At 72.9% G+C, this 17806-nt stretch carries 13 protein-coding genes; 10 read left to right on the forward strand and 3 right to left on the reverse strand.

What is annotated here, in order from left to right:
• Positions 1-1927: condensation domain-containing protein (locus tag ACEZDG_RS32760; protein WP_380516946.1), on the reverse strand; the 1927-nt coding region annotated here is incomplete at its 3' end.
• A gap of 213 nt (positions 1928-2140) precedes the next feature.
• Between ACEZDG_RS32760 and ACEZDG_RS32765 the strand changes: the two genes are divergently transcribed.
• Genes ACEZDG_RS32765 through ACEZDG_RS32785 form a run of 5 tightly spaced genes read left to right on the forward strand, consistent with a single transcriptional unit; the run spans position 2141 to position 7699 of the window.
• The gene (locus tag ACEZDG_RS32765; RefSeq protein WP_380516948.1) at positions 2141-3787 is read left to right on the forward strand and encodes an AMP-binding protein; all 1647 of its coding nucleotides are present in this window, start codon (positions 2141-2143) and stop codon (positions 3785-3787) included.
• A 12-nt stretch (positions 3788-3799) separates the two neighbouring features.
• Positions 3800-5233, forward strand: coding sequence for a guanitoxin biosynthesis L-enduracididine beta-hydroxylase GntD (gene gntD, locus ACEZDG_RS32770; protein ID WP_380516951.1), 1434 nt, complete (start codon positions 3800-3802; stop codon positions 5231-5233).
• Entirely contained in the window at positions 5233-6009 is a 777-nt protein-coding gene (locus ACEZDG_RS32775; protein WP_380516954.1) for an SDR family NAD(P)-dependent oxidoreductase, read from the forward strand. Before gntD ends, ACEZDG_RS32775 begins: the two co-directional genes overlap by 1 nt.
• Positions 6010-6029: 20 nt before the next feature.
• Positions 6030-7292, forward strand: a complete 1263-nt coding sequence (locus ACEZDG_RS32780; RefSeq protein ID WP_380516957.1) for a cytochrome P450 — start codon at positions 6030-6032, stop codon at positions 7290-7292.
• A gap of 47 nt (positions 7293-7339) precedes the next feature.
• Positions 7340-7699 (forward strand): acyl carrier protein, encoded by a 360-nt coding sequence (locus ACEZDG_RS32785; RefSeq protein WP_380516960.1) that lies wholly within the window; start codon positions 7340-7342, stop codon positions 7697-7699.
• Positions 7700-7781: 82 nt separating this feature from the next.
• Here the strand turns inward: ACEZDG_RS32785 and ACEZDG_RS32790 are convergent, their stop codons facing one another.
• Positions 7782-9098, reverse strand: coding sequence for an MFS transporter (locus ACEZDG_RS32790; RefSeq protein WP_380516963.1), 1317 nt, complete (start codon positions 9096-9098; stop codon positions 7782-7784).
• 226 nt (positions 9099-9324) lie between these two features.
• On the opposite strand from ACEZDG_RS32790, the gene ACEZDG_RS32795 reads away from it, so the two are divergent.
• Genes ACEZDG_RS32795 through ACEZDG_RS32805 form a run of 3 tightly spaced genes read left to right on the forward strand, consistent with a single transcriptional unit; the run spans position 9325 to position 12981 of the window.
• The gene (locus tag ACEZDG_RS32795; protein WP_380516966.1) at positions 9325-10359 is read left to right on the forward strand and encodes a ferritin-like domain-containing protein; all 1035 of its coding nucleotides are present in this window, start codon (positions 9325-9327) and stop codon (positions 10357-10359) included.
• Between the two features lie 54 nt (positions 10360-10413).
• Positions 10414-12213, forward strand: coding sequence for an acyl-CoA dehydrogenase family protein (locus ACEZDG_RS32800; RefSeq protein WP_380516969.1), 1800 nt, complete (start codon positions 10414-10416; stop codon positions 12211-12213).
• A 3-nt stretch (positions 12214-12216) separates the two neighbouring features.
• Positions 12217-12981, forward strand: a complete 765-nt coding sequence (locus tag ACEZDG_RS32805) for a 4'-phosphopantetheinyl transferase family protein (protein WP_380516971.1) — start codon at positions 12217-12219, stop codon at positions 12979-12981.
• Between the two features lie 28 nt (positions 12982-13009).
• On the opposite strand, the gene ACEZDG_RS32810 is transcribed toward ACEZDG_RS32805, so the two are convergent.
• On the reverse strand, positions 13010-14344 hold the full coding sequence (locus ACEZDG_RS32810) for a lipase family protein (protein WP_380516974.1): 1335 nt from the start codon (positions 14342-14344) through the stop codon (positions 13010-13012).
• A gap of 191 nt (positions 14345-14535) precedes the next feature.
• Here ACEZDG_RS32810 and ACEZDG_RS32815 point away from each other — a divergent pair, with 191 nt between their 5' ends.
• Complete coding sequence (locus tag ACEZDG_RS32815) at positions 14536-15309, forward strand: beta-phosphoglucomutase family hydrolase (RefSeq protein ID WP_380516977.1); 774 nt, start codon at positions 14536-14538, stop codon at positions 15307-15309.
• A complete protein-coding gene (locus ACEZDG_RS32820; RefSeq protein WP_380516980.1) occupies positions 15306-17672 on the forward strand; it encodes a glycoside hydrolase family 65 protein in 2367 nt (788 codons plus the stop codon). The genes ACEZDG_RS32815 and ACEZDG_RS32820 overlap by 4 nt, the downstream gene beginning before the upstream one ends.
• Positions 17673-17806: the final 134 nt, after the last annotated feature.

Below are 17806 nucleotides of genomic sequence, written 5' to 3' on the forward strand. Positions count from 1 at the left end.
GGGAGGCGTGCAGCAGGATGCGGTTCGCCGCGCCGCTGAAGCCGTGGTCCCGGACCAGGTCGGTGATGCCCCGGTGGGTCAGTGCCACCCCCTTGGGGACACCGGTGGACCCGGAGGTGAACAACAGGCACGCCAGCGCGTCCGGGTGGACAGGGTCAGCCTCAGCTGCGTTAGCACGGGCGTCCGGGTCCAGGACGGGGAGGTCGGTGGGGTGGGGCCGGTCGGTGATCAGCAGTTGGGCGTCGGCCTGGGCCAGCACGGTGGTGTGCCGTTCGTGCGGGGCGTGGTGGTCCAGCGGCACATACACCCCGCCGGCCTTGAGGACCGCCAGCGCGGTGATGACCGTACGTGACGAGCGTTCGAGCAGGATGGCCACCCTGGGCTCGACGCCGTGCAGGCGGGGCCGGATGGCGGCGGCCAACTGGCCTGCCTGCTCGTCCAGTTGCCGGTAGGTCAGGTCCTGGTCGTCGGCGATCACCGCCGGGGCGTCCGGCGTCCGCTCGACCTGGGCGGTGAACATGTCCAGCACCGAGGCCGGCGCGCCCGTGACCGGTGCGCCGGTGCTGCGCGCGAGTACCTCGGCCCGCTCGGCAGCGCCGAGGACGCCGATCCGGCCCACCGGCACCTCAGGTCCGGCCTCGACCAGGCTGTTCAGCAGCGCCAGGAAGTGCCGCTGGTGCGCCTCGACCTCCGCGGGCCCGTAGACCGTCGGGTTGGCGTCGAAGTCGATCAGCAGCCCGTCCCCGATGCCGGAGGCCGCACCGACCGACACGGTGATGTTGAGGTCCCGCACCGGGCCGTTGGCCAGCCGGTGCTGCACGGTCGGCAGCCCGCCGAAGGTGAGCTTCTCCTCGAAGCTGAAGATGTTCAGCGTGGGCCCGAACAGCGGTTCCTCCACGCCGAGTTCACGCCGCAGGTCGTCGTAGGGGTAGTGCTGGCGCCGGAGCAGGTCGGACAGGCCGCCGGCGACCTGGCGCAGCAGCTCCCGCTTGGTCTGCCAGGGGCTGACGTCCACCCGCAGCGGCAACTCGTTGGCCAGCATGCCGGGTGTGCGCAGGGTCGCGGGGCGGCGTCCGGTCACCGGGATGCCGACGGTGACCTCGTCGAGGCCGGTGGCCGTCCGCAGGTACGCCGCGACGGCGGCGGCGAGGAGCACCGTCCAGGTGGTGCGGCCCTCCCGGGCGGCGGCGCGGAGCCGGTCGAGGTCCCGCGCCGACAGTCGGCTGCGCCGGCGCAGGCCGGTGCCGGTGACCTGCTCCGGTGCGGTGGCGCCGAGGTGGGGCACCGGCGGCAGGTCGGCGAACCGGGAGACCCAGTAGGCCCGGTCCTCCGCGTAGCGGGGCGAGGCGCGGTACGCCTCCTCGTCGGCGACCAGCTCGCGCGGCCCGCCCTGGAATGCGCTGTCGGTCAGTGTGTCGGAGTCGCCGAGCACCGCCGCCGTGTACAGCGCGGCGATCCGCCGGGTGAGCAGTTCGTCGCCGTAGCCGTCCACCAGCACGTGGTGGCAGCGGCTGTACCAGAAGTACCGCTCGCCCTCGACCCGGAACAGCACGTCGGTGAAGAGGCTGCCGTCCATCAGGTCGACCGGGGCCCGCCAGTCCGCGTCCATCCAGTCCTGGGCGGCGCTCTCCGGATCCGCCTCGCCGGTCAGGTCGACGAATCGTGGCGTCTGCGACGTCGGCCGGACCTCCTGCGCCGGGGTGCGGCCGTCCTCGGCGAGCACCAGCCGGATGTCGAAGGCCCCGCACTCCCGTCCGGCCTGCAGCAACGCGGCCTCGAAGGCGGCGGGATCCACCGGACCGAGGATCTCGACGTACTTGGCCAGGTTGTACGTGGACCCGTCGGGACCGAGGTGGTGCGCCAGGCAGACCCCCAGCTGTGCGGTGGTCAGGGGGAAGGATCCGCCGGATCCAGCGGGGACGCTCATGGTCACTACCGTCCTTCTCGACGCGCATGCCGGGGCAGTTGCTCACTGTTTCGCCCCCGCAGCCGGGTTCCCAGGCAATCGACCGGCAAGCACGGAGCTTCCGGCTCGTTCCGGGCGAACTGCCGGAGAGTTTCCTGGCTCGGCGCACCGGCGGATCGCGACGATGTGTGGCGAATCGGCCCACCGGAGACCCACGGGGAGTGACTGCTCGCCATGACGGACATCGACGACAGGACGATGGTGCAGTGGCTGGTCGAGCCCCCGGCCGACCGCGGCCTGCACTTCGCCGCACCTCGTGACGGCTGGACCGACTGGTCCTACCAGCGGCTGGCCGAGCTGGCGCTGCGCACCGCCGGAGCCCTGCGTGACCGGGGGCTGCGCGGGCCGGACGTGGTCGCGGTGATCCTGCCCTCCAGTCCGGGCTTCGTCGCCTCCCTCTTCGGCACCTTCGCGGCCGGTCTGACGGCGTGTTCGATCGCCCCCTCGTTCGCCTTCCGGCGCGCCGACGAGTACGAGCGGCGGCTGGGGGAGATGCTGCGGGCCGCCCGTCCCGCGCTGGTGGTCTGCGACGCCGACTCCGCCGCCAGCGTGCGGCGGGCCGCCGAAGCGGTGGGCGTGCCCGCGCCGGTGCTGTTCGAGGAACTGATCGCCGGGGTGGACCCGGTCCCCGTGCCGGAACGCGAGCCGGGCGGGCTGCTGCAGTTCACCTCCGGCTCCAGCGGCGCCCCGCGCGGCGTGCTGATCCCGGCAACCTCGCTGCAGGCCAATGTGACCGCGATGCGCCGCTGGCTGGAGTGGTCACCCGAGCTGCCCGGCATCAGCTGGCTGCCGGTGCACCACGACATGGGCCTGATCGGCTGCCTGGCCAACATCGTGGTGACCGGCTGCGACGGTTGGATGCTGCAGCCCGAGGACTTCATCCGCTCGCCGCTGCGGTACCTGCGCTGCATCAGCGACCAGCAGGTCGGCCTGGCCGCCATGCCCAACTTCGGCCTCGCGTACATCCTGCGCCGGGTCCGCCGCACCGAGTTGGAGGGGCTGCGCTTCGACTCGCTGCGCTCGGTCATCCTGGGAGCGGAACGGATCGACCCGCAGGTGCTGCGTGACTTCCACACCCTGCTGGGCCCGTACGGGTTCGACCACCGCGCGCTGCTGCCCGCGTACGGCGGTGCGGAGGCCACCCTGGCGGTCACCGGCCTGCCGCTGCGCGAGGGCTGGACCGCCGCCGCGCCCGACACCGATGGTGACGGTCCGTCGGACGGCGGCGGCGACGCGGAGGTCACCGGCTGCGGCCGTCCCCTGGACGGCGTCGAGGTGCTGATCGTCGACGAGGACGGAACCCCGCTGCCGGACGGCCGGGTCGGCGAGATCCAGGTGCGCAGCGCCGCCCTTGCCTCCGGCTACACCGGCGACCCGGGCTCCGCCTCCGGCACCGCCCTGGCCGGGGACCTGCTGCGCTCCGGCGACGCCGGCTTCCTGCGGGACGGGCAGCTGTTCGTGATCGGCCGGATCGGCGACGGACTCAAGGTGCGCGGCGGCATGGTCTTCGCCGAGAGCCTGGAGGAGGAGCTGGTGCGGCGCGGCATCCCGGAACGGCGGGTCGCGGTGCTGCTCGGGGTGCACGAGGGCCGGGCCACCGGCGTGGTCGCCATGGAGGCGCCCGGCCCGGGCTGGGCCGCCCTCGCCGCCGAGGTGCTGCGCGAGCAGCTGGACGACGCCGGGCTGCTGGCCGCGGTACTGCCGCGCGGCGGCATCGCGGTCACTTCCAGCGGCAAGCCGAGGCGCCGGGTGATGTGGCAGGACTTCGGTGCCGGCCGGCTCAGCACCGCGCCCCTGCAGCCCGTGCCCGTCCCGGCCTGAGCGGGGGCGACGATGACGACCGAGCCCCGCCCCGCCGCCCGGCAGCGGCACCGACCCGTCGAGCTGGCCTCGGTGGACTTCCCCGCGCTGACCGCCGCGCTCCACGACGCGATCCGCGCCACCGCGCCGCGCGCCGTCGCCGACCTCACCGAGGAGTGCCGGCTGCGCACCGACCTCGGCTACGAGCCCGCCTCGCTGCAGCGGCTCGCCGACGCCGTCGCCCGACTGCTGTCGCTGCCCCACCTGCCGCCCGAGCCGGTCCGCGAACTGCTGTTCGTCGCCGATCTCGTCGACCTGGTCGACGTGCTGCTCGCGGAGGGCAGCGCGCTCCCGCCCGGCACCGCGGCCTGCGAGGGGCCGCCACGGCCCGCCCGGCCGCGGGTCACCAGCGTCCCGTTCACGGAGGCCCCACCGATGTCCACGACCGAACCGCCAACCGAACCCCCGATGGAACTCACGCTCAGCGCGGACGACGCCGAGCAGTTGAAGGTGCTCGCCGACGGCCTGCGGGACCGCTTCCCGGACCCCGCGACCCCGGAGTTCTACGACCGGGCCTGGCAGGCCGCCGCCGACGTCCCCTTCGCACTGCGGTACTTCCTGGAGACCTTCCGCCGCACCGAGCCCGCCGCCGCCTGCCTGATCCACGGTTTCCCGGTGGACGACCGGGCGATCGGCCCGACCCCGTCCCACTGGGACGCCGCGGCCGCTGCCAAGGCCAGCGCCGAGCAGGAGCTCTACCTGGGGCTGTGCGCGATGGTGTTGGGCGAGCCGTTCGCCTGGGAGACGCTCCAGGCCGGCCGGATGATCCAGAACATCCTGCCGATCCCCGGCGACGAGGAGCGGCAGAGCGGCCACGGCAGCCAGACGCTGCTGGAGTTCCACACCGAGGACGGCTTCCACCCGCGCCGCTGCGACTACCTGCTGCTGCTGGGCATGCGCAACCAGGACCGGGTGCCGACCATCGTGTCCTCGGTCCGCGACGCGCTGCTCTCCGACGAGGACCGCGCGATCCTGGCCCAGCCCCGGTTCCACATCGTGCCGGACAGCGAGCACATCCGGCAGCTTGAGGCGAAGGACCCCGACCACCCGGCCCTCGCCGACGTGTACCGGATGCTCAACGAACCCGAACCGACCGCAGTGCTGTTCGGCCGGGCGGAGTCGCCCTACCTCCGGGTGGACCGGCCGTTCATGTACTGCGCGCCCGGCGACACGGCCGCCGAGGCGGCCCTGGACCGGCTGATGGCCGAACTGGAGCGGGTGCAGCGCGACGTCGTGCTCGGCCCGGGGACGCTCGTGGTACTGGACAACTACCTCGCCGTGCACGGCCGGCGGGCCTTCACGGCCCGGTACGACGGCACCGACCGCTGGCTGAAGAAGATCACTGCCAGCCGTGACCTGCGCCGCGGGCTCGCCCCCGCCGGCGGCACCGGAAGGGTGATCGCCTGATGGCCACCGACCTGGACGACCCGTCCCGTATCGTCATCGTCTCCGGCGCCTCCAGCGGCATCGGCGAGGCCACCGCCCGTCACTTCGCCGCCGGCGGGGACCACGTGGTCAACCTCGACGTACGACCGCCCGCCGCGGACGCGCCGGGCCAGTGGATCGAGGTGGATGTCGCCGACTGGTCCGACGTGGAACGGGCCGTCGCCGCCGTCCACGACGAGCACGGTCGCCTCGACGTGGTGATCGCCAACGCCGGGATCAGCCTGCGCCACGGCGTGCTGGACATCACCGAGGCGCAGGCGCGGCGGACCCTGGAGGTCAACCTGCTCGGCGTGCTCGCACTGTGGCGCGCCGCGGCCGAGCGGATGCTGCCGCGCCGCAAGGGCGTGCTGCTGGCCACCGCCTCCGTCAACGGCACCCGCGGCTACCCGCTCTACGCCGACTACAACGCCTCCAAGGCGGGGGTCGCCTCGCTCTGCCAGACCTTCGGGCTCGAACTCGCCCCCTGGATCCGCACCGCCTGCGTGACCCCGGGCGCGGTGCTCACTCCGATGCAGCGCGCCGAGTACACCGACGAGATGCTGGCCGAGGTCAACGCCTGCATCCCGATGCGGCGGCACGCCGACCCCGCCGAGATCGCGGCGATGTTCCACTTCCTCGCCTCTGACCAGGCGCGGTTCATCACCGGCCAGGAGTTCGTGGTCGACGGCGGCGAGACCGCCGGCGCCACCACCGCGTTCCTCGCCCTGCCCGACAAGCCGACGCCGCCCCGGACCTGACGCAGGAGCACCTCTTCCCCATGGCCACCACCGCTGCTGCCCGCCCCCTGCTCGACCCCGACGCGCTGGAGACCATCGACCTCGCGGATCCCGGGGTGCACGCCGAGCACGACCTCACCGCCGTGTGGCACCGCCTGCGCACCGAACAACCGGTCTACCGTCACCCGGAGAACGGAGACGCCCCCGGCTTCTGGGTGCTCTCCCGGCACGCCGACGTCTCCGCGGTCTACCGCGACAGCGCCCGCTTCACCTCCGAGCGGGGCAACGTCCTGGACACCCTGCTGACCGGCGGCGACTCGGCGGCCGGCCGGATGCTGGCGGTCACCGACGGCGCACCGCACCGGGACGTGCGCACCGTGCTGCTCAAGGCGTTCACCCCGCGTGCGCTGGCACCCGTCATCGACAGCGTGCGGCGCAGCACCCAGTCGCTGCTGCAGGACGCGCTCGGCCGGGGCGACTGCGACTTCGCCGCCGACGTGGCGGCGAACATCCCGATCGCCGCGATCTGCGACCTGCTCGGGGTGCCGGCCTCCGACCGGGGCCACATCCTCGGCCTGACCTCGGCCGCGCTCGGCTCCGACCACGGTATGCCGACCGAGGCGGACACCTGGAGCGCCAAGAACGAGATCCTGCTGTACTTCGCCGAACTGGCCCGGGACCGGCGCGAGAAACCGCTGGACGACGTGGTCAGCCTGCTGGTCTCGGACGACTTCGGGGACCGGCAGCTGCACCGCGACGAGGTGGTCTTCAACTGCTACAGCCTGCTGCTGGGCGGGGACGAGACCACCCGGCTGTCGATGATCGGCGCGGTGCAGGCGCTGATCGAGCACCCCGGGCAGTGGGCGGCGCTCAGGTCCGGGGCGGTGAGCATCGAGTCGGCCACCGAGGAGGTGCTGCGCTGGACCACCCCGGCCCTGCACTCCGGCCGCACCGCCACCGAGGACCTGCTGCTGGAGGGCGAGTTCATCGAGGAGGGCGATGTGGTCACGGTCTGGACCGCCTCCGCGAACCGCGACGAGACGGTCTTCGAACGCCCGGAGGTCTTCGACCTGGGCCGGACCGGCAACCGGCACCTGAGCTTCGCCTACGGCGCGCACTTCTGCCTGGGCGCCTACCTGGCCCGCGCCGAGATCGGCGCGGTGCTGGAGGGAGTGCGGGCGATGGCCCGCAGCATGGAGTTCGCGGGGCCCTCGCAGCGCGTCTACTCCAACTTCCTCAGCGGACTCTCCCGCCTCCCGATCTCGGTCACCCTCGACCCCGGTTACCGGCCCTCAGCGAGCTGAACCCCGGCCGTACCCGTTCCACCACCCCATCAGAAGGAGAACCGCCCATGGCCGACGCCGGCACCCAGGCCCTGATCAACGCCGACGAGATACCCGACCTGCTGGTCACCCTGGTCGGCCTGATCGCCCCGCAGTCCGACGGCGCGGTGACCCTGGAGCAGACCCTCATCGGCGACCTGGGCTACCACTCCATCGCCCTGGCCGAACTCGGCTTCACCGTGGAGGACCTGTTCCGCTTCGAGACGCTCACCCCGGAGACCGCGATGTCGCTGCAGTGCGTGGGCGACATCGTCGACCTGGTCGGCAAGCACGTCGCCGACGGGACGGCCAACCTGCCCGAGGCCGCCGAGGTCGAGGCGATCTGGGCCCGCTACGGCGAGACCTGGCCCCCGGCCGGCCACGCCTGAACCCCGGCGACGACCGAAAGCCGGCCTCCGAGACAGACACGGTCTCGGAGGCCGGCTTCGTCGTGGTCGGGGTTCAGGGCGTTCAGCCCACCAGGGCCGGTTCCGGCAGCGCGAGCTCCTCCGCCTGGTCGGCCGGCTTGTCGAGGACGGCGAGCGACCGGGTCACGTGCAGGGCCACGGCCAGCGGCACGGTCAGCGCCCCCAGCACCAGGGACGCGCCGGACGGGCCGAACGCCCCGGCCAGGCCGCCGGCCAGCAGCGGGCCGAGCCAGGCCAACCCCTGTGCGCCGAAGCGGTTCACCGCGGACACCCGCCCGCTGAGGGCGTCCGGCACCACCCGCACCACATACGACTCGATCACCACGTTCAGCGGCACCATCGCCACCATCGCGAAGGCCAGCACCACGCCGATCTCCCACCACGCGGGCACCACCGCGACCACGCAGAACGCCGCCGCGAAGCTCCAACTGCCGACCCGCAGCACCGTGGTGGCCCTGACCCTGGCCAGCAGCAGCGGACCGACCACCGAGCCGGCGACCCCACCGACCAGCGCGATCGAGTTCACCACACCGACCGCGACCGGCCCGCCGCCCCGGTGCCGCACCAGGGCGATGAAGAGCAGCACGAACGCCTGTGCCAGCGCGTTCAACAGCGAGGCCCAGATGACGGTGAACCGCAGGAACGGCTGCCGCCGCACGAAGCGCACGCCCTCGCGGATGTCGTCCCACACCCGGGTCCTCTCCTCGGAGCCGTCCCGGTCCGGACCCAGCGGGGTGCGGATCGACGCCGCGCCCACCGCCGCCACCACGAAGGAGACCGCGTCCAGCGCGAACGGCACCCAGCGCGCCAGGGAGAACAGAACCCCGCCCAGTGGAGCGCCGACCAGCTCGGCCGCCATGTCCCGGCCCAGTTCCTGGCCGGTGGCCTGGCCCACCTGTTCCTTGGGCACGATGCGCCGCAGCGCGGGCGTGGTCGCGCCCTTGCCGACTCCCGCCGCGAGGCCGGCGACGAACGCGGTGGCGGCCAGCAGCGCGACGGCGTAGTGGTGGTCGTGGATCAGCAGGGCCGCCATGGCCATCGCGACCGCCTGGACCAGCGGGCCCGCGACCATCAGCGCCTTGCGGCTGATCCGGTCGGCCAGTGCGCCGCCCCAGAGTGTGGTCAGCAGCACCCCGATCATCTGGGCGGCGGCGATCAGACCCGCGTGCGCGATCGAACCGGTGGTGTAGAGCACCACCAGCGGGAAGGCGATGGCGGACATGCTGGTACCGAGCGCGGACACCGTCTCGCTGGTCCACCAGTTCAGATAGTCCCGGTTGCGCCACAAGGACGGCGGACCGGGCGGCGGCGGTACGTCCCCGCCGCCGGAGGGAGTGTCGTCGGCCGCGTCCTGACTCACCACTGGATCACCTGGGGGCATGAGGAAGGGACCAGCAGTGCTGCTGGCCGCCGCCATTCCAGCACAGGGCGGGAGGCCGGTCCCAGGCAAGCGACCGGCAACCCCTCTTGCCGCTCACTTGCCCCGCTTCGGCCTGGTGAGAGGCGATCCGGGCACACGAGGGTGGGCCGTGTCAGATACGCCCGCGCAGCAAGCTGCGGCAAGCCCAAGAAGGGGGCGCGTCCGCATGGCCGTCCAGGACGCCGGTGCCGCCCAGGCCCAGGAGAACACCTCGCCCCTGTTCACGCTGGACCGTACCCGGGAGCACCTGATGGAGGTGGACGCCACCATCAAGAGTTGTCTGAACTGGAACTACGGCGAACGCGACAACCGGATCTGGTCGCTCTACGAGAAGAACAAGACCGCCCAGTGGAACGCCGCCACCGATATCGACTGGTCCCACGAGGTGAACTTCGGCGCGCCGTTCAGCGGCGCCAACGGAGCCGGGGTGGCCTCCTTCGTGGTCGGCAACGACAGCCCGGTGCCGGCCTCGATGCTGACCGCCTTCCGCTGGGAGTACCAGGCCTGGATGGTCAACCAGTTCCTGCACGGCGAGCAGGGGGCGCTGGTGACCACCGCCCGGCTGGTGGAGACCGTGCCGGACATGGAGTCCAAGGTCTACGCCGCCTCCCAGGTGGCCGACGAGGCCCGGCACGTGGAGGCGTACGCCCAGTACATCGACACCAAGCTCGGGGTCACCTACCCGGTCAACCCCGGACTGCGGGCGCTGCTGGTGGACCTGCTCAGCGAGTCCCGCTGGGACGTGGTCTACCTCGGTATGCAGGTGATCGTCGAAGGCCTGGCGCTGGCCGCGACCCGGCTGGCCAGCAGCGGCTTCGGCGACCCCATCATCACCTCGATCACCCGTATGATCGCCCGCGACGAGGCCCGGCACGTCGGCTTCGGCGTGGTGGCCCTGGGCGGCATGTACCAGCAGATGACCACCGCCGAGCTCGACGAGCGCGAGGCGTTCCTGATGGAGGCGGTGCACCTGATGTCGCGCCGCTTCCTGATCCGCGAGGTGTGGGAGCGGCTGGAACTGGACGTCGAGAAGGGCGTCCACTTCGCCTTCAACGACCCGATGATGTTCGGCTACCGGCAGCTGCTCTTCCAGCAGGTCATCCATCTGCTGCGGCAGTTGGGCCTGCTCACGCCGAAGCTGCGGGACCTCTTCCTCGCCGAGCGGCTGGCCCGGCCCGAGGTCTTCAAGACCCTCGGCTGAGCCGGGACCGACTTCCTCCCCCAGTGACCATCCGATTCCCCAGGAGCCGTAGCCATGAGCCAGCCGTCGTCCGGCCGACCCCCGGTCGTCGCCACGGTCGCCGAGACCGTCGCCGACCTGGAACGCTTCCTCGGTGACCCGCTCACCTCGGACGGCCCGTTCGGCTACGCCGCGGTCGTCGAGCACGAGGAGCGCGGCGAACTGCCGCCCGGCGCGGTCGCCGCGGTCCGCGAGTGGGGCTTCCACGCCTACATGGTGCCCAGGGAGCTCGGCGGCCGACTGGGCAGCCTGGAGGAGGTCTTCGCGGTCACCCGCAGCGTGGCGCGGCGCAACCTCACCGTGGCCGTGATGTTCGGATCGGCGCTGCTCGGGGTGAACCCGGTCTGGCTCTGGGGGAGCGAGGAGCAGCGCCGCCGGGTCGCCGACGGGCTGCTCTCCGGCGAGCTGGCCTGCTTCGCGGTGTCCGAGCCCGACCACGGCAGCGACCTGCAGGCCAACGAGACCACGGCCGTCGCCGACGGCGACGAGCTGGTGCTGACCGGTGGCAAGTGGCCGGTCGGCAACGCCACCCGGGGCCGCTTCGTCACCGTCTACGCGCAACTGCCCGGCCGTGGCCAGAGCCTGATCCTGGTCGACAAGAGCCAGCTGGCCGAGGGGAGTTGGACCAACCGCCCGTTCGTGCGGACGCTCGGCCTGCGCGGCCACGACCTGAGCGGCGTGGACTTCCACGGCGCACGGGTGCCGGCCGACGCCGTGCTCGGCCGGCGCGGGGCTGGGCTCGTCGAGGTGCTCAAGGCGCTGCAGATCACCCGCACCGCGATCGGCGCGCTCTCCCTGGGCACCATGGACGCGGCCCTGCGGATCGGCCTGCGGCATGCCCAGGACCGGGTGCTCTACGGGGCTCCGATCCGGGAACTGCCGGTGATCCGCGAACTGCTGACGGGCGCGCACCTGGACCTGCTGATCGCCGAGTGCACCGCGCTGCCGGCGGCCCGGGCGCTGTCCGTCGCACCGTCCCGGATGAGCCTGTGGTCCTCCGTGGTCAAGTACCTGGTGCCGGTGCTCGGCGAGGAGGTGGTGCTGGACATGGGCCGGGTGCTCGGCGCACGCGGCTACCTGGCCGAGGGGGTGGCCTCAGGGGTCTTCCAGAAGCTGCAGCGCGACCACGCGATCGCCAGCATCTTCGAGGGCACCACCCATGTGAACCTGCACGCCATCGCCTCCCAACTGCCCAAGGTCGCGACGGTCGCCGACCGGTCCGGGCCCGGCGGGGCCGAGATCCTGGCCGCCCTGTTCGACCGCATCAGGGACGCCCCCGAATGGCACCCGGACGGCAACCGGCTGCAGCTCACCAACGCCACCGAGGACGAGATCACCCGGGGCTGGGGCGACGCGGTCGCCGAGCTGGCCCGCCTGACCGGGTCCGACACCGGCATCCCGGACCCTGGCCGCCCGGCCGACGCCGAGGAACTGGCCGCGACGGTCGCCGCGTTCGGCGCCCGCCGCACCGCCTTCTACCACCGGATCGCGACCTCGCCCCCTGACCCCGCCTCGACCCGGGCGCAGCGCGACGCCGCCGAGCACTGCGTGCACCACGCGGCGGCCTGCTGCGTGCTCAGCTGGCTGCACAACCGCGGCGGGCAGGACCGTCCGGCCGACCTGGGCTGGTTGATCCTCACCCTGCAGCGGCTGCTCGGCCGACTCGAACCGGGCACCGAGCTGAGCCCGGCCCAACTGCCCCGGTTCGAAGAGGTGATGACCGCCGGGCTCGATGCCCCGGGCTACTTCGGCCTGGCGTCCTTCCTGCCCGCCGACACGGCCCCGATAGCTCCCCCGTCGCGCGCGGGCGTCTAGCGGATGGGTGGCGCCGGCACCGGTTCCCCGCACCTGGATCGGCGCCCTTCCCCGGCCCGCACCCCCGTCGTCCGGTCGCTCGCCCCCGGTCCGCTGCCGGACCCGCTGCCGCCGCCGGGCGCGGCAGCGGAGCTGTGGCTGCTGCGCGAGCACCACGACGCCGACTTCTCCCTGCTGGACCCGGCCGAACGGGACCGCGCCGCCCGGACCCGCCCCGGACCCGCCCGGACGGCCTACGCCGCCGCCCACACCGCCCTGCGGCGCCTGCTGGGGGCGTACACGGGCACACCCCCGGCGTCGGTGCGCCTCACCCGGGACGACTGTCCGCTCTGCGGCAGTCCGCACGGCCGTCCGCGCCTCGCCGACCGGAACGGCCCGCACTTCTCGCTGTCCCACGCCCCGGGGCTGACGCTGCTGGCCTTCGCAGCCACCCCGGTGGGGGTCGACGTCGAGGCGGTGCCCGGCCCCGCCACCGTCGCCGCGATCGCGCGGGGCCTGCACCCGATCGAGCGCCGGGAGTTGGCCGCCCTGCCGGTCGCCGACCGGCCTGCGGCGTTCGCCCGGGCCTGGGCCCGCAAGGAGGCCTACCTCAAGGGGCTGGGCACCGGTCTGGCCCGCCCGCTGCACCTCGACTACGTCGGCACCGGCCCGGTCGCCCCGCCGCCCCCCGACCCCGACTGGACCCTCGACGACATCCCGCTCCGTCCCACCGCCCCCGCCCGCACCGCCGCGCTCGCCTTGCTGCGCGGCGGCGACGGTCGTCGGTAGGCCGTGGAACAGCGGTGCTTCAGGTGCTTCAGGGGGCCGGGTGCTCGGGGGCCAGGGAGTTGCCGGCCGGGATGTGTCCGCAGTCGGAGGGCGCCGCCTTCCCGGCGAACCGGTCATTGAGCCAGGTCATCGCGGCGGGCGCCCACAGGACGGCGGTCTCGGTGTGGCTGAGCAGGTTGTACTGGTCGTAGGAGATGCCGTGGTCGCCGGTGGCGCAGTACTGGTTCGCCAGGGCCCGCACATCGCCGACGACCATGACGCCGTCACCCGTGCCGATGCCGGCCGGGTTGCCGAAGGTGCCCTCCTGGACACCGCCGTCGCCCTGGGCGATGTAGCCGGGGATGGTCGGGGTGGGGGCCGAGCCCAGGTTGACCCGGTTGACGGCGCTGACGAACGCGGGGGCGGAGTCCGGGTCGGAGTACTGCGGCTTGGCTATCTGCTGCCAGGTCAGCCCGGGGTAGTGGCCGAGGGCGTCGACGATCGAGGCGCTCTGCAGTTGGCCGTTGAGCTGCTTGCCGTAGCTGCTCATGTACTGGGTGAGGTCGACGCCGTACGCGCGGGCCACCCCGATCAGCGCCATGGGGATCACCCCGGACCAGACCAGCGCGCCGTTGACGTACTTGAGGTTGTGCGCCGGGTCGACCAGCAGGCCGCCCTCGGTGAAGCCCACCAGGTTGCGGTTGACCTCGGGCGCGTAGCCGGGGGCGAGTGCGGCGGCCCAGGCGGTGGCGATGGCGCCGCCCGAGTAGCCCATCAGGCCGAATCGGGTGGAGCCGTTCATGCCGGTCGCGGGGAGGCTGGTCGCGGCTCTGATGGAGTCCAGGGTGTCGGTGCCGTATTCCGGGCCGGCCGCGAAGTCCGCCGTCTGGCCCTCGGTGTCGGGGACGACCAGGTTGTAGCCCTGGGCGAGGATGGCTGTCAGCGCGCCGGCCTCGACGTCGGCGATGGCCCCGCCCAGGCTGACATTGCCGGCGAACGCCCGGGACGGGCCGTCCTGCGGATTGAGCGAGTCGTAGAAGGACTGGTAGGAGATCGCCTTGCTGCTGTCCCCGGTCAGGCTGCGCACCACGGTGGTGACATTGGCGGAGGGGCGGCCCTGCGCGTCGGTGGTGCGGTAGAGGATCTGAATCGCCGTCAGCGGTGTGGGGATGCCCACGATGTGGTAGGGCACGGTCCGCGTCCGGAGCACGGCGCCCGGGGCGAAGGAGGAGAGGGGCGCGCTGCCGGTGTAGCTGTAGAACGAGTCCGCGGCGGCGCTCGGCGTGGCGGCGCCGGCCGTGGTCGCCGCACTGAGCGAGGCGGCGGCGAGCCCGAGTGCGGCGAGGGCGGCAACGGACAGGTGGCGGAGGGACGTAGCGGGCATGGATTCCCCAGGGTGGTGAGGTGGGTCACAGACCTGACTCGCCAGTAAGTTACCTTCGGGTAAATCCGGTGTACATAGGTGCGACAGCAGATTCTCAGCCGAGGACACGGCCGGGCCACCCCTTCCCCCGAAGTGCGGAACGGCGGCTGTGAGCGGCGTGAGCGGAGCCCGAAGGGGATAGACGTTGCACCATGACGCAACTGGGCCTCCCGGAGCCGGTCCGGGCCTGCTTGTTCGATCTCGACGGGGTGCTGACCAGAACCGCCGTGGTACACGCGGCGGCATGGAAGCAGATGTTCGACGCGTTCCTGAGCGAACGCGACGGGGCTCGCTACCGTCCGTTCGAGCAGTCCGACTACGACACCTACGTGGACGGCCGTCCGCGTGCCGACGGGGTCAGGGCCTTCCTGGAATCGCGCGGCATCGAACTGCCGGAGGGGGGCCCGGACGACCCGCCCGAGGCGCAGACCGTCCACGGCCTGGGCAAGCGAAAGAACGTCCTGGTCCTGGCCGCGATCAAACGGGACGGGGTCGAGCCCTACCCGGGCTCGGTGCGCTACCTCCGGGCCGTGCGGGCGGCCGGCCTCCGCACCGCGGTGGTGTCCTCCAGCGCCAACTGCCGGGACGTGCTGGTCTCAGCCGGTATCGAGGACCTGTTCGACGTCCGGATCGACGGCGTGGTCGCCGTCGAACGGCGCCTCCCGGGCAAGCCCAAGCCGGACACCTTCCTGGCCGCCGCCGCGGACCTGGGCGTCGCCGCGGCCCACTGCGCCGTCTACGAGGACGCCCTCGCGGGCATGGACGCGGGCCGGTCCGGCCACTTCGGCTACGTGGTCGGTGTGGACCGGGTCGGCCAGGGGGCGGAGCTGACCGCCCACGGCGCGGACACCGTGGTCACCGACCTGGCGGACCTGCTGGGCCCCGGGCCCGCGGGCGGCGGCGAGCGCACCGGAGATGCCCGGTGATCACTCACCCGAGCTACACCGTCGAACCCTGGCGGGTGCGCGAGGCCGCGCTGCACCTGGACCTGCTGCCGCAGAGCGAGTCGGTCTTCGCGCTCTCCAACGGCCACATCGGCTGGCGGGGCAACCTGGACGAAGGGGAACCGCACGGGCTGCCGGGCAGCTACCTCAGCGGCGTCTTCGAACGGCATCCGCTGCCCTACGCCGAGGCGGGGTACGGCTACCCCGAGGTCGGCGAGACCGTGGTCAACGTCACCAACGGCAAACTGATCCGGCTGCTGGTCGACGACGAGCCCTTCGACCTGCGCTACGGCCGGGTCGACAGGCACGAGCGGGTGCTCGACCTGCGGACCGGGCTGCTGCACCGCACCTGCGAATGGACCTCCCCGGCCGGGCGCACGGTCCGGGTCCGCTCCACCCGCATGGTCTCCTTCACCCAGCGGGCCATCGCCTGCGTCGCCTACGAGGTGGAGGCCGTGGACCGCAGGGTCCGGGTGGTGATCCAGTCCGAACTGGTCGCCAACGAGCAGATGCCGCGGATTGCCGGCGACCCCCGGGTGGCCGCCGTGATGGACGCGCCGCTGCAGCCCGAGGAGGACTTCGCCCGGGACGCGCGGCTGCGCCTGGTCCACCGCACCCAGGGGACCGGTCTGCGGGTGGCCGTCGCCGCCGACCACGCGGTACTCGGCCCGGCGTCGACGGCGACGTCCAGCGAGAGCGCCGGCGACACGGCCCGGTTCACCGCGACCGGGGTGCTGGAACCCGGCGAGGCGCTGCGGCTGGAGAAGCTGGTGGCCTACGGCTGGTCCGGCGAACGCTCGCTGCCTGCCGTCCGCGATCAGGTCGAAGCTGCCCTGGCGGCGGCCCGCACCACGAGCTGGGACGGCCTGCTCAAGGAGCAGCGCGCCTATCTGGACGAGTTCTGGGGCGGCGCGGATGTCGAGATCGAGGGGGATCCGGAGATCCAGCAGGCGGTCCGCTTCGGTCTCTTCCACGTCCTGCAGGCAGGTGCGCGGAGCGAGGAGCGGGCCATCCCGGCCAAGGGCCTGACCGGCTCCGGTTACGACGGCCACTGCTTCTGGGACACTGAGACCTTCGTGCTGCCGGTACTCACCTCCGCCGCCCCGGACGCCGTGGCCTCGGCGCTGCGCTGGCGGCAGAAGACGCTGCCGGCCGCGCGTGAGCGGGCTGCCCAGCTCGGCCTGCGCGGGGCGGCGTTCCCCTGGCGCACCATCGACGGCCTCGAGTGCTCCGGGTACTGGCCGGCCGGAACCGCCGCCTTCCACGTCAACGCCGACATCGCGGACGCGGTCGTCCGCTACCTGGTGGTCTGCGGGGACGACCGCTTCGAGCGGGAGACGGCGGTGGAACTGCTGGTCGAAACGGCCCGGCTGTGGCGTTCGCTCGGCCACCACGACCGGGCCGGCCGGTTCCACCTGGACGGGGTGACCGGCCCGGACGAGTACAGCGCCGTCGCCGACGACAACATGTACACCAACCTGATGGCGCAGGCGAACCTCCGAGCCGCGGCGGACCTGGCCGAGCGGCACCCCGAGGAGGCCGCGGCACTCGGCGTGGACGAGGAGGAGACCGCAGGCTGGCGGGACGCGGCCGAGGCGATGCACCTGCCCTACGACGACGCCCTCGGGGTCCACGAGCAGTCGGCCGGGTTCACCGGGCACCAGCCCTGGGACTTCGCGGCGACCCCACCCGAGCAGTACCCGCTGCTGCTGAACTACCCCTACTTCGACCTCTACCGCAAGCAGGTCGTCAAGCAGGCCGACCTGGTGCTGGCCATGTTCCTGTGCGGAGAGGCGTTCACCGACGAGCAGAAGGCCCGCAACTTCGCCTACTACGAGGCCCTGACGGTCCGTGACTCCTCCCTCTCGGCGTGCGCCCAGGCCATCATGGCCGCGGAGATCGGACACCTGCGGCTCGCCCACGACTATCTGGGCGAGGCTGCCCTGATGGATCTGCAGGACCTGGAGCACAACACCCGCGACGGGCTGCACATCGCCTCGCTGGCCGGCACCTGGCTGGTCCTGGTGGCAGGTTTCGGCGGCATGCGCCACAGTGCCGACGGCTGGGTCGACTTCGCGCCGCAGCTGCCCGAGAGCATCACCCGGCTGCGGTTCACGGTCCGGGTGCACGGCCGCGCCCTGCGGGTGGAACTCACCGACTCCGTGGCGCGGTACTCCCTGGCCGACGACGGGGAGGCGCTGCGGATCCGCCACTACGGCGAGCCGCTGACCGTGACCGGGGGCACACCCCAGCAGCGCCGCGTGCCCCGCCGCCCGGAGCGCCCGGAGCCGCGTCAGCCGGCCGGTCGCGAACCGGCGGCCCGCCGCGTACCGAAGAACCCCTGAACCAGTCGGCCGGGAGGAGGCGGGCGGTGATCGTCTTCTCCCCGGTTCAGCGGGGGCCGGATCCCGCGTGCCGGCGGTGCCGGTGCCGCCTCGCGGCACGGGTGCGCGTCGCGCTGAGGAGGGCGGCGAGGAGC

Source organism: Streptacidiphilus alkalitolerans (assembly GCF_042511045.1).
Lineage (GTDB): Bacteria > Actinomycetota > Actinomycetes > Streptomycetales > Streptomycetaceae > Streptacidiphilus > Streptacidiphilus alkalitolerans.

Excerpts from the sequence above, each read along its gene's own strand:
- ACEZDG_RS32810 (WP_380516974.1), bottom strand. The coding sequence starts at position 14,344 with ATGCCCGCTACGTCCCTCCGCCACCTGTCCGTTGCCGCCCTCGCCGCA.
- ACEZDG_RS32765 (WP_380516948.1), top strand. The coding sequence starts at position 2,141 with ATGACGGACATCGACGACAGGACGATGGTGCAGTGGCTGGTCGAGCCC.
- ACEZDG_RS32780 (WP_380516957.1), top strand. The coding sequence starts at position 6,030 with ATGGCCACCACCGCTGCTGCCCGCCCCCTGCTCGACCCCGACGCGCTG.
- ACEZDG_RS32795 (WP_380516966.1), top strand. The coding sequence starts at position 9,325 with ATGGCCGTCCAGGACGCCGGTGCCGCCCAGGCCCAGGAGAACACCTCG.
- ACEZDG_RS32805 (WP_380516971.1), top strand. The coding sequence starts at position 12,217 with ATGGGTGGCGCCGGCACCGGTTCCCCGCACCTGGATCGGCGCCCTTCC.
- ACEZDG_RS32775 (WP_380516954.1), top strand. The coding sequence starts at position 5,233 with ATGGCCACCGACCTGGACGACCCGTCCCGTATCGTCATCGTCTCCGGC.
- gntD (WP_380516951.1), top strand. The coding sequence starts at position 3,800 with ATGACGACCGAGCCCCGCCCCGCCGCCCGGCAGCGGCACCGACCCGTC.
- ACEZDG_RS32815 (WP_380516977.1), top strand. The coding sequence starts at position 14,536 with ATGACGCAACTGGGCCTCCCGGAGCCGGTCCGGGCCTGCTTGTTCGAT.
- ACEZDG_RS32800 (WP_380516969.1), top strand. The coding sequence starts at position 10,414 with ATGAGCCAGCCGTCGTCCGGCCGACCCCCGGTCGTCGCCACGGTCGCC.
- ACEZDG_RS32785 (WP_380516960.1), top strand. The coding sequence starts at position 7,340 with ATGGCCGACGCCGGCACCCAGGCCCTGATCAACGCCGACGAGATACCC.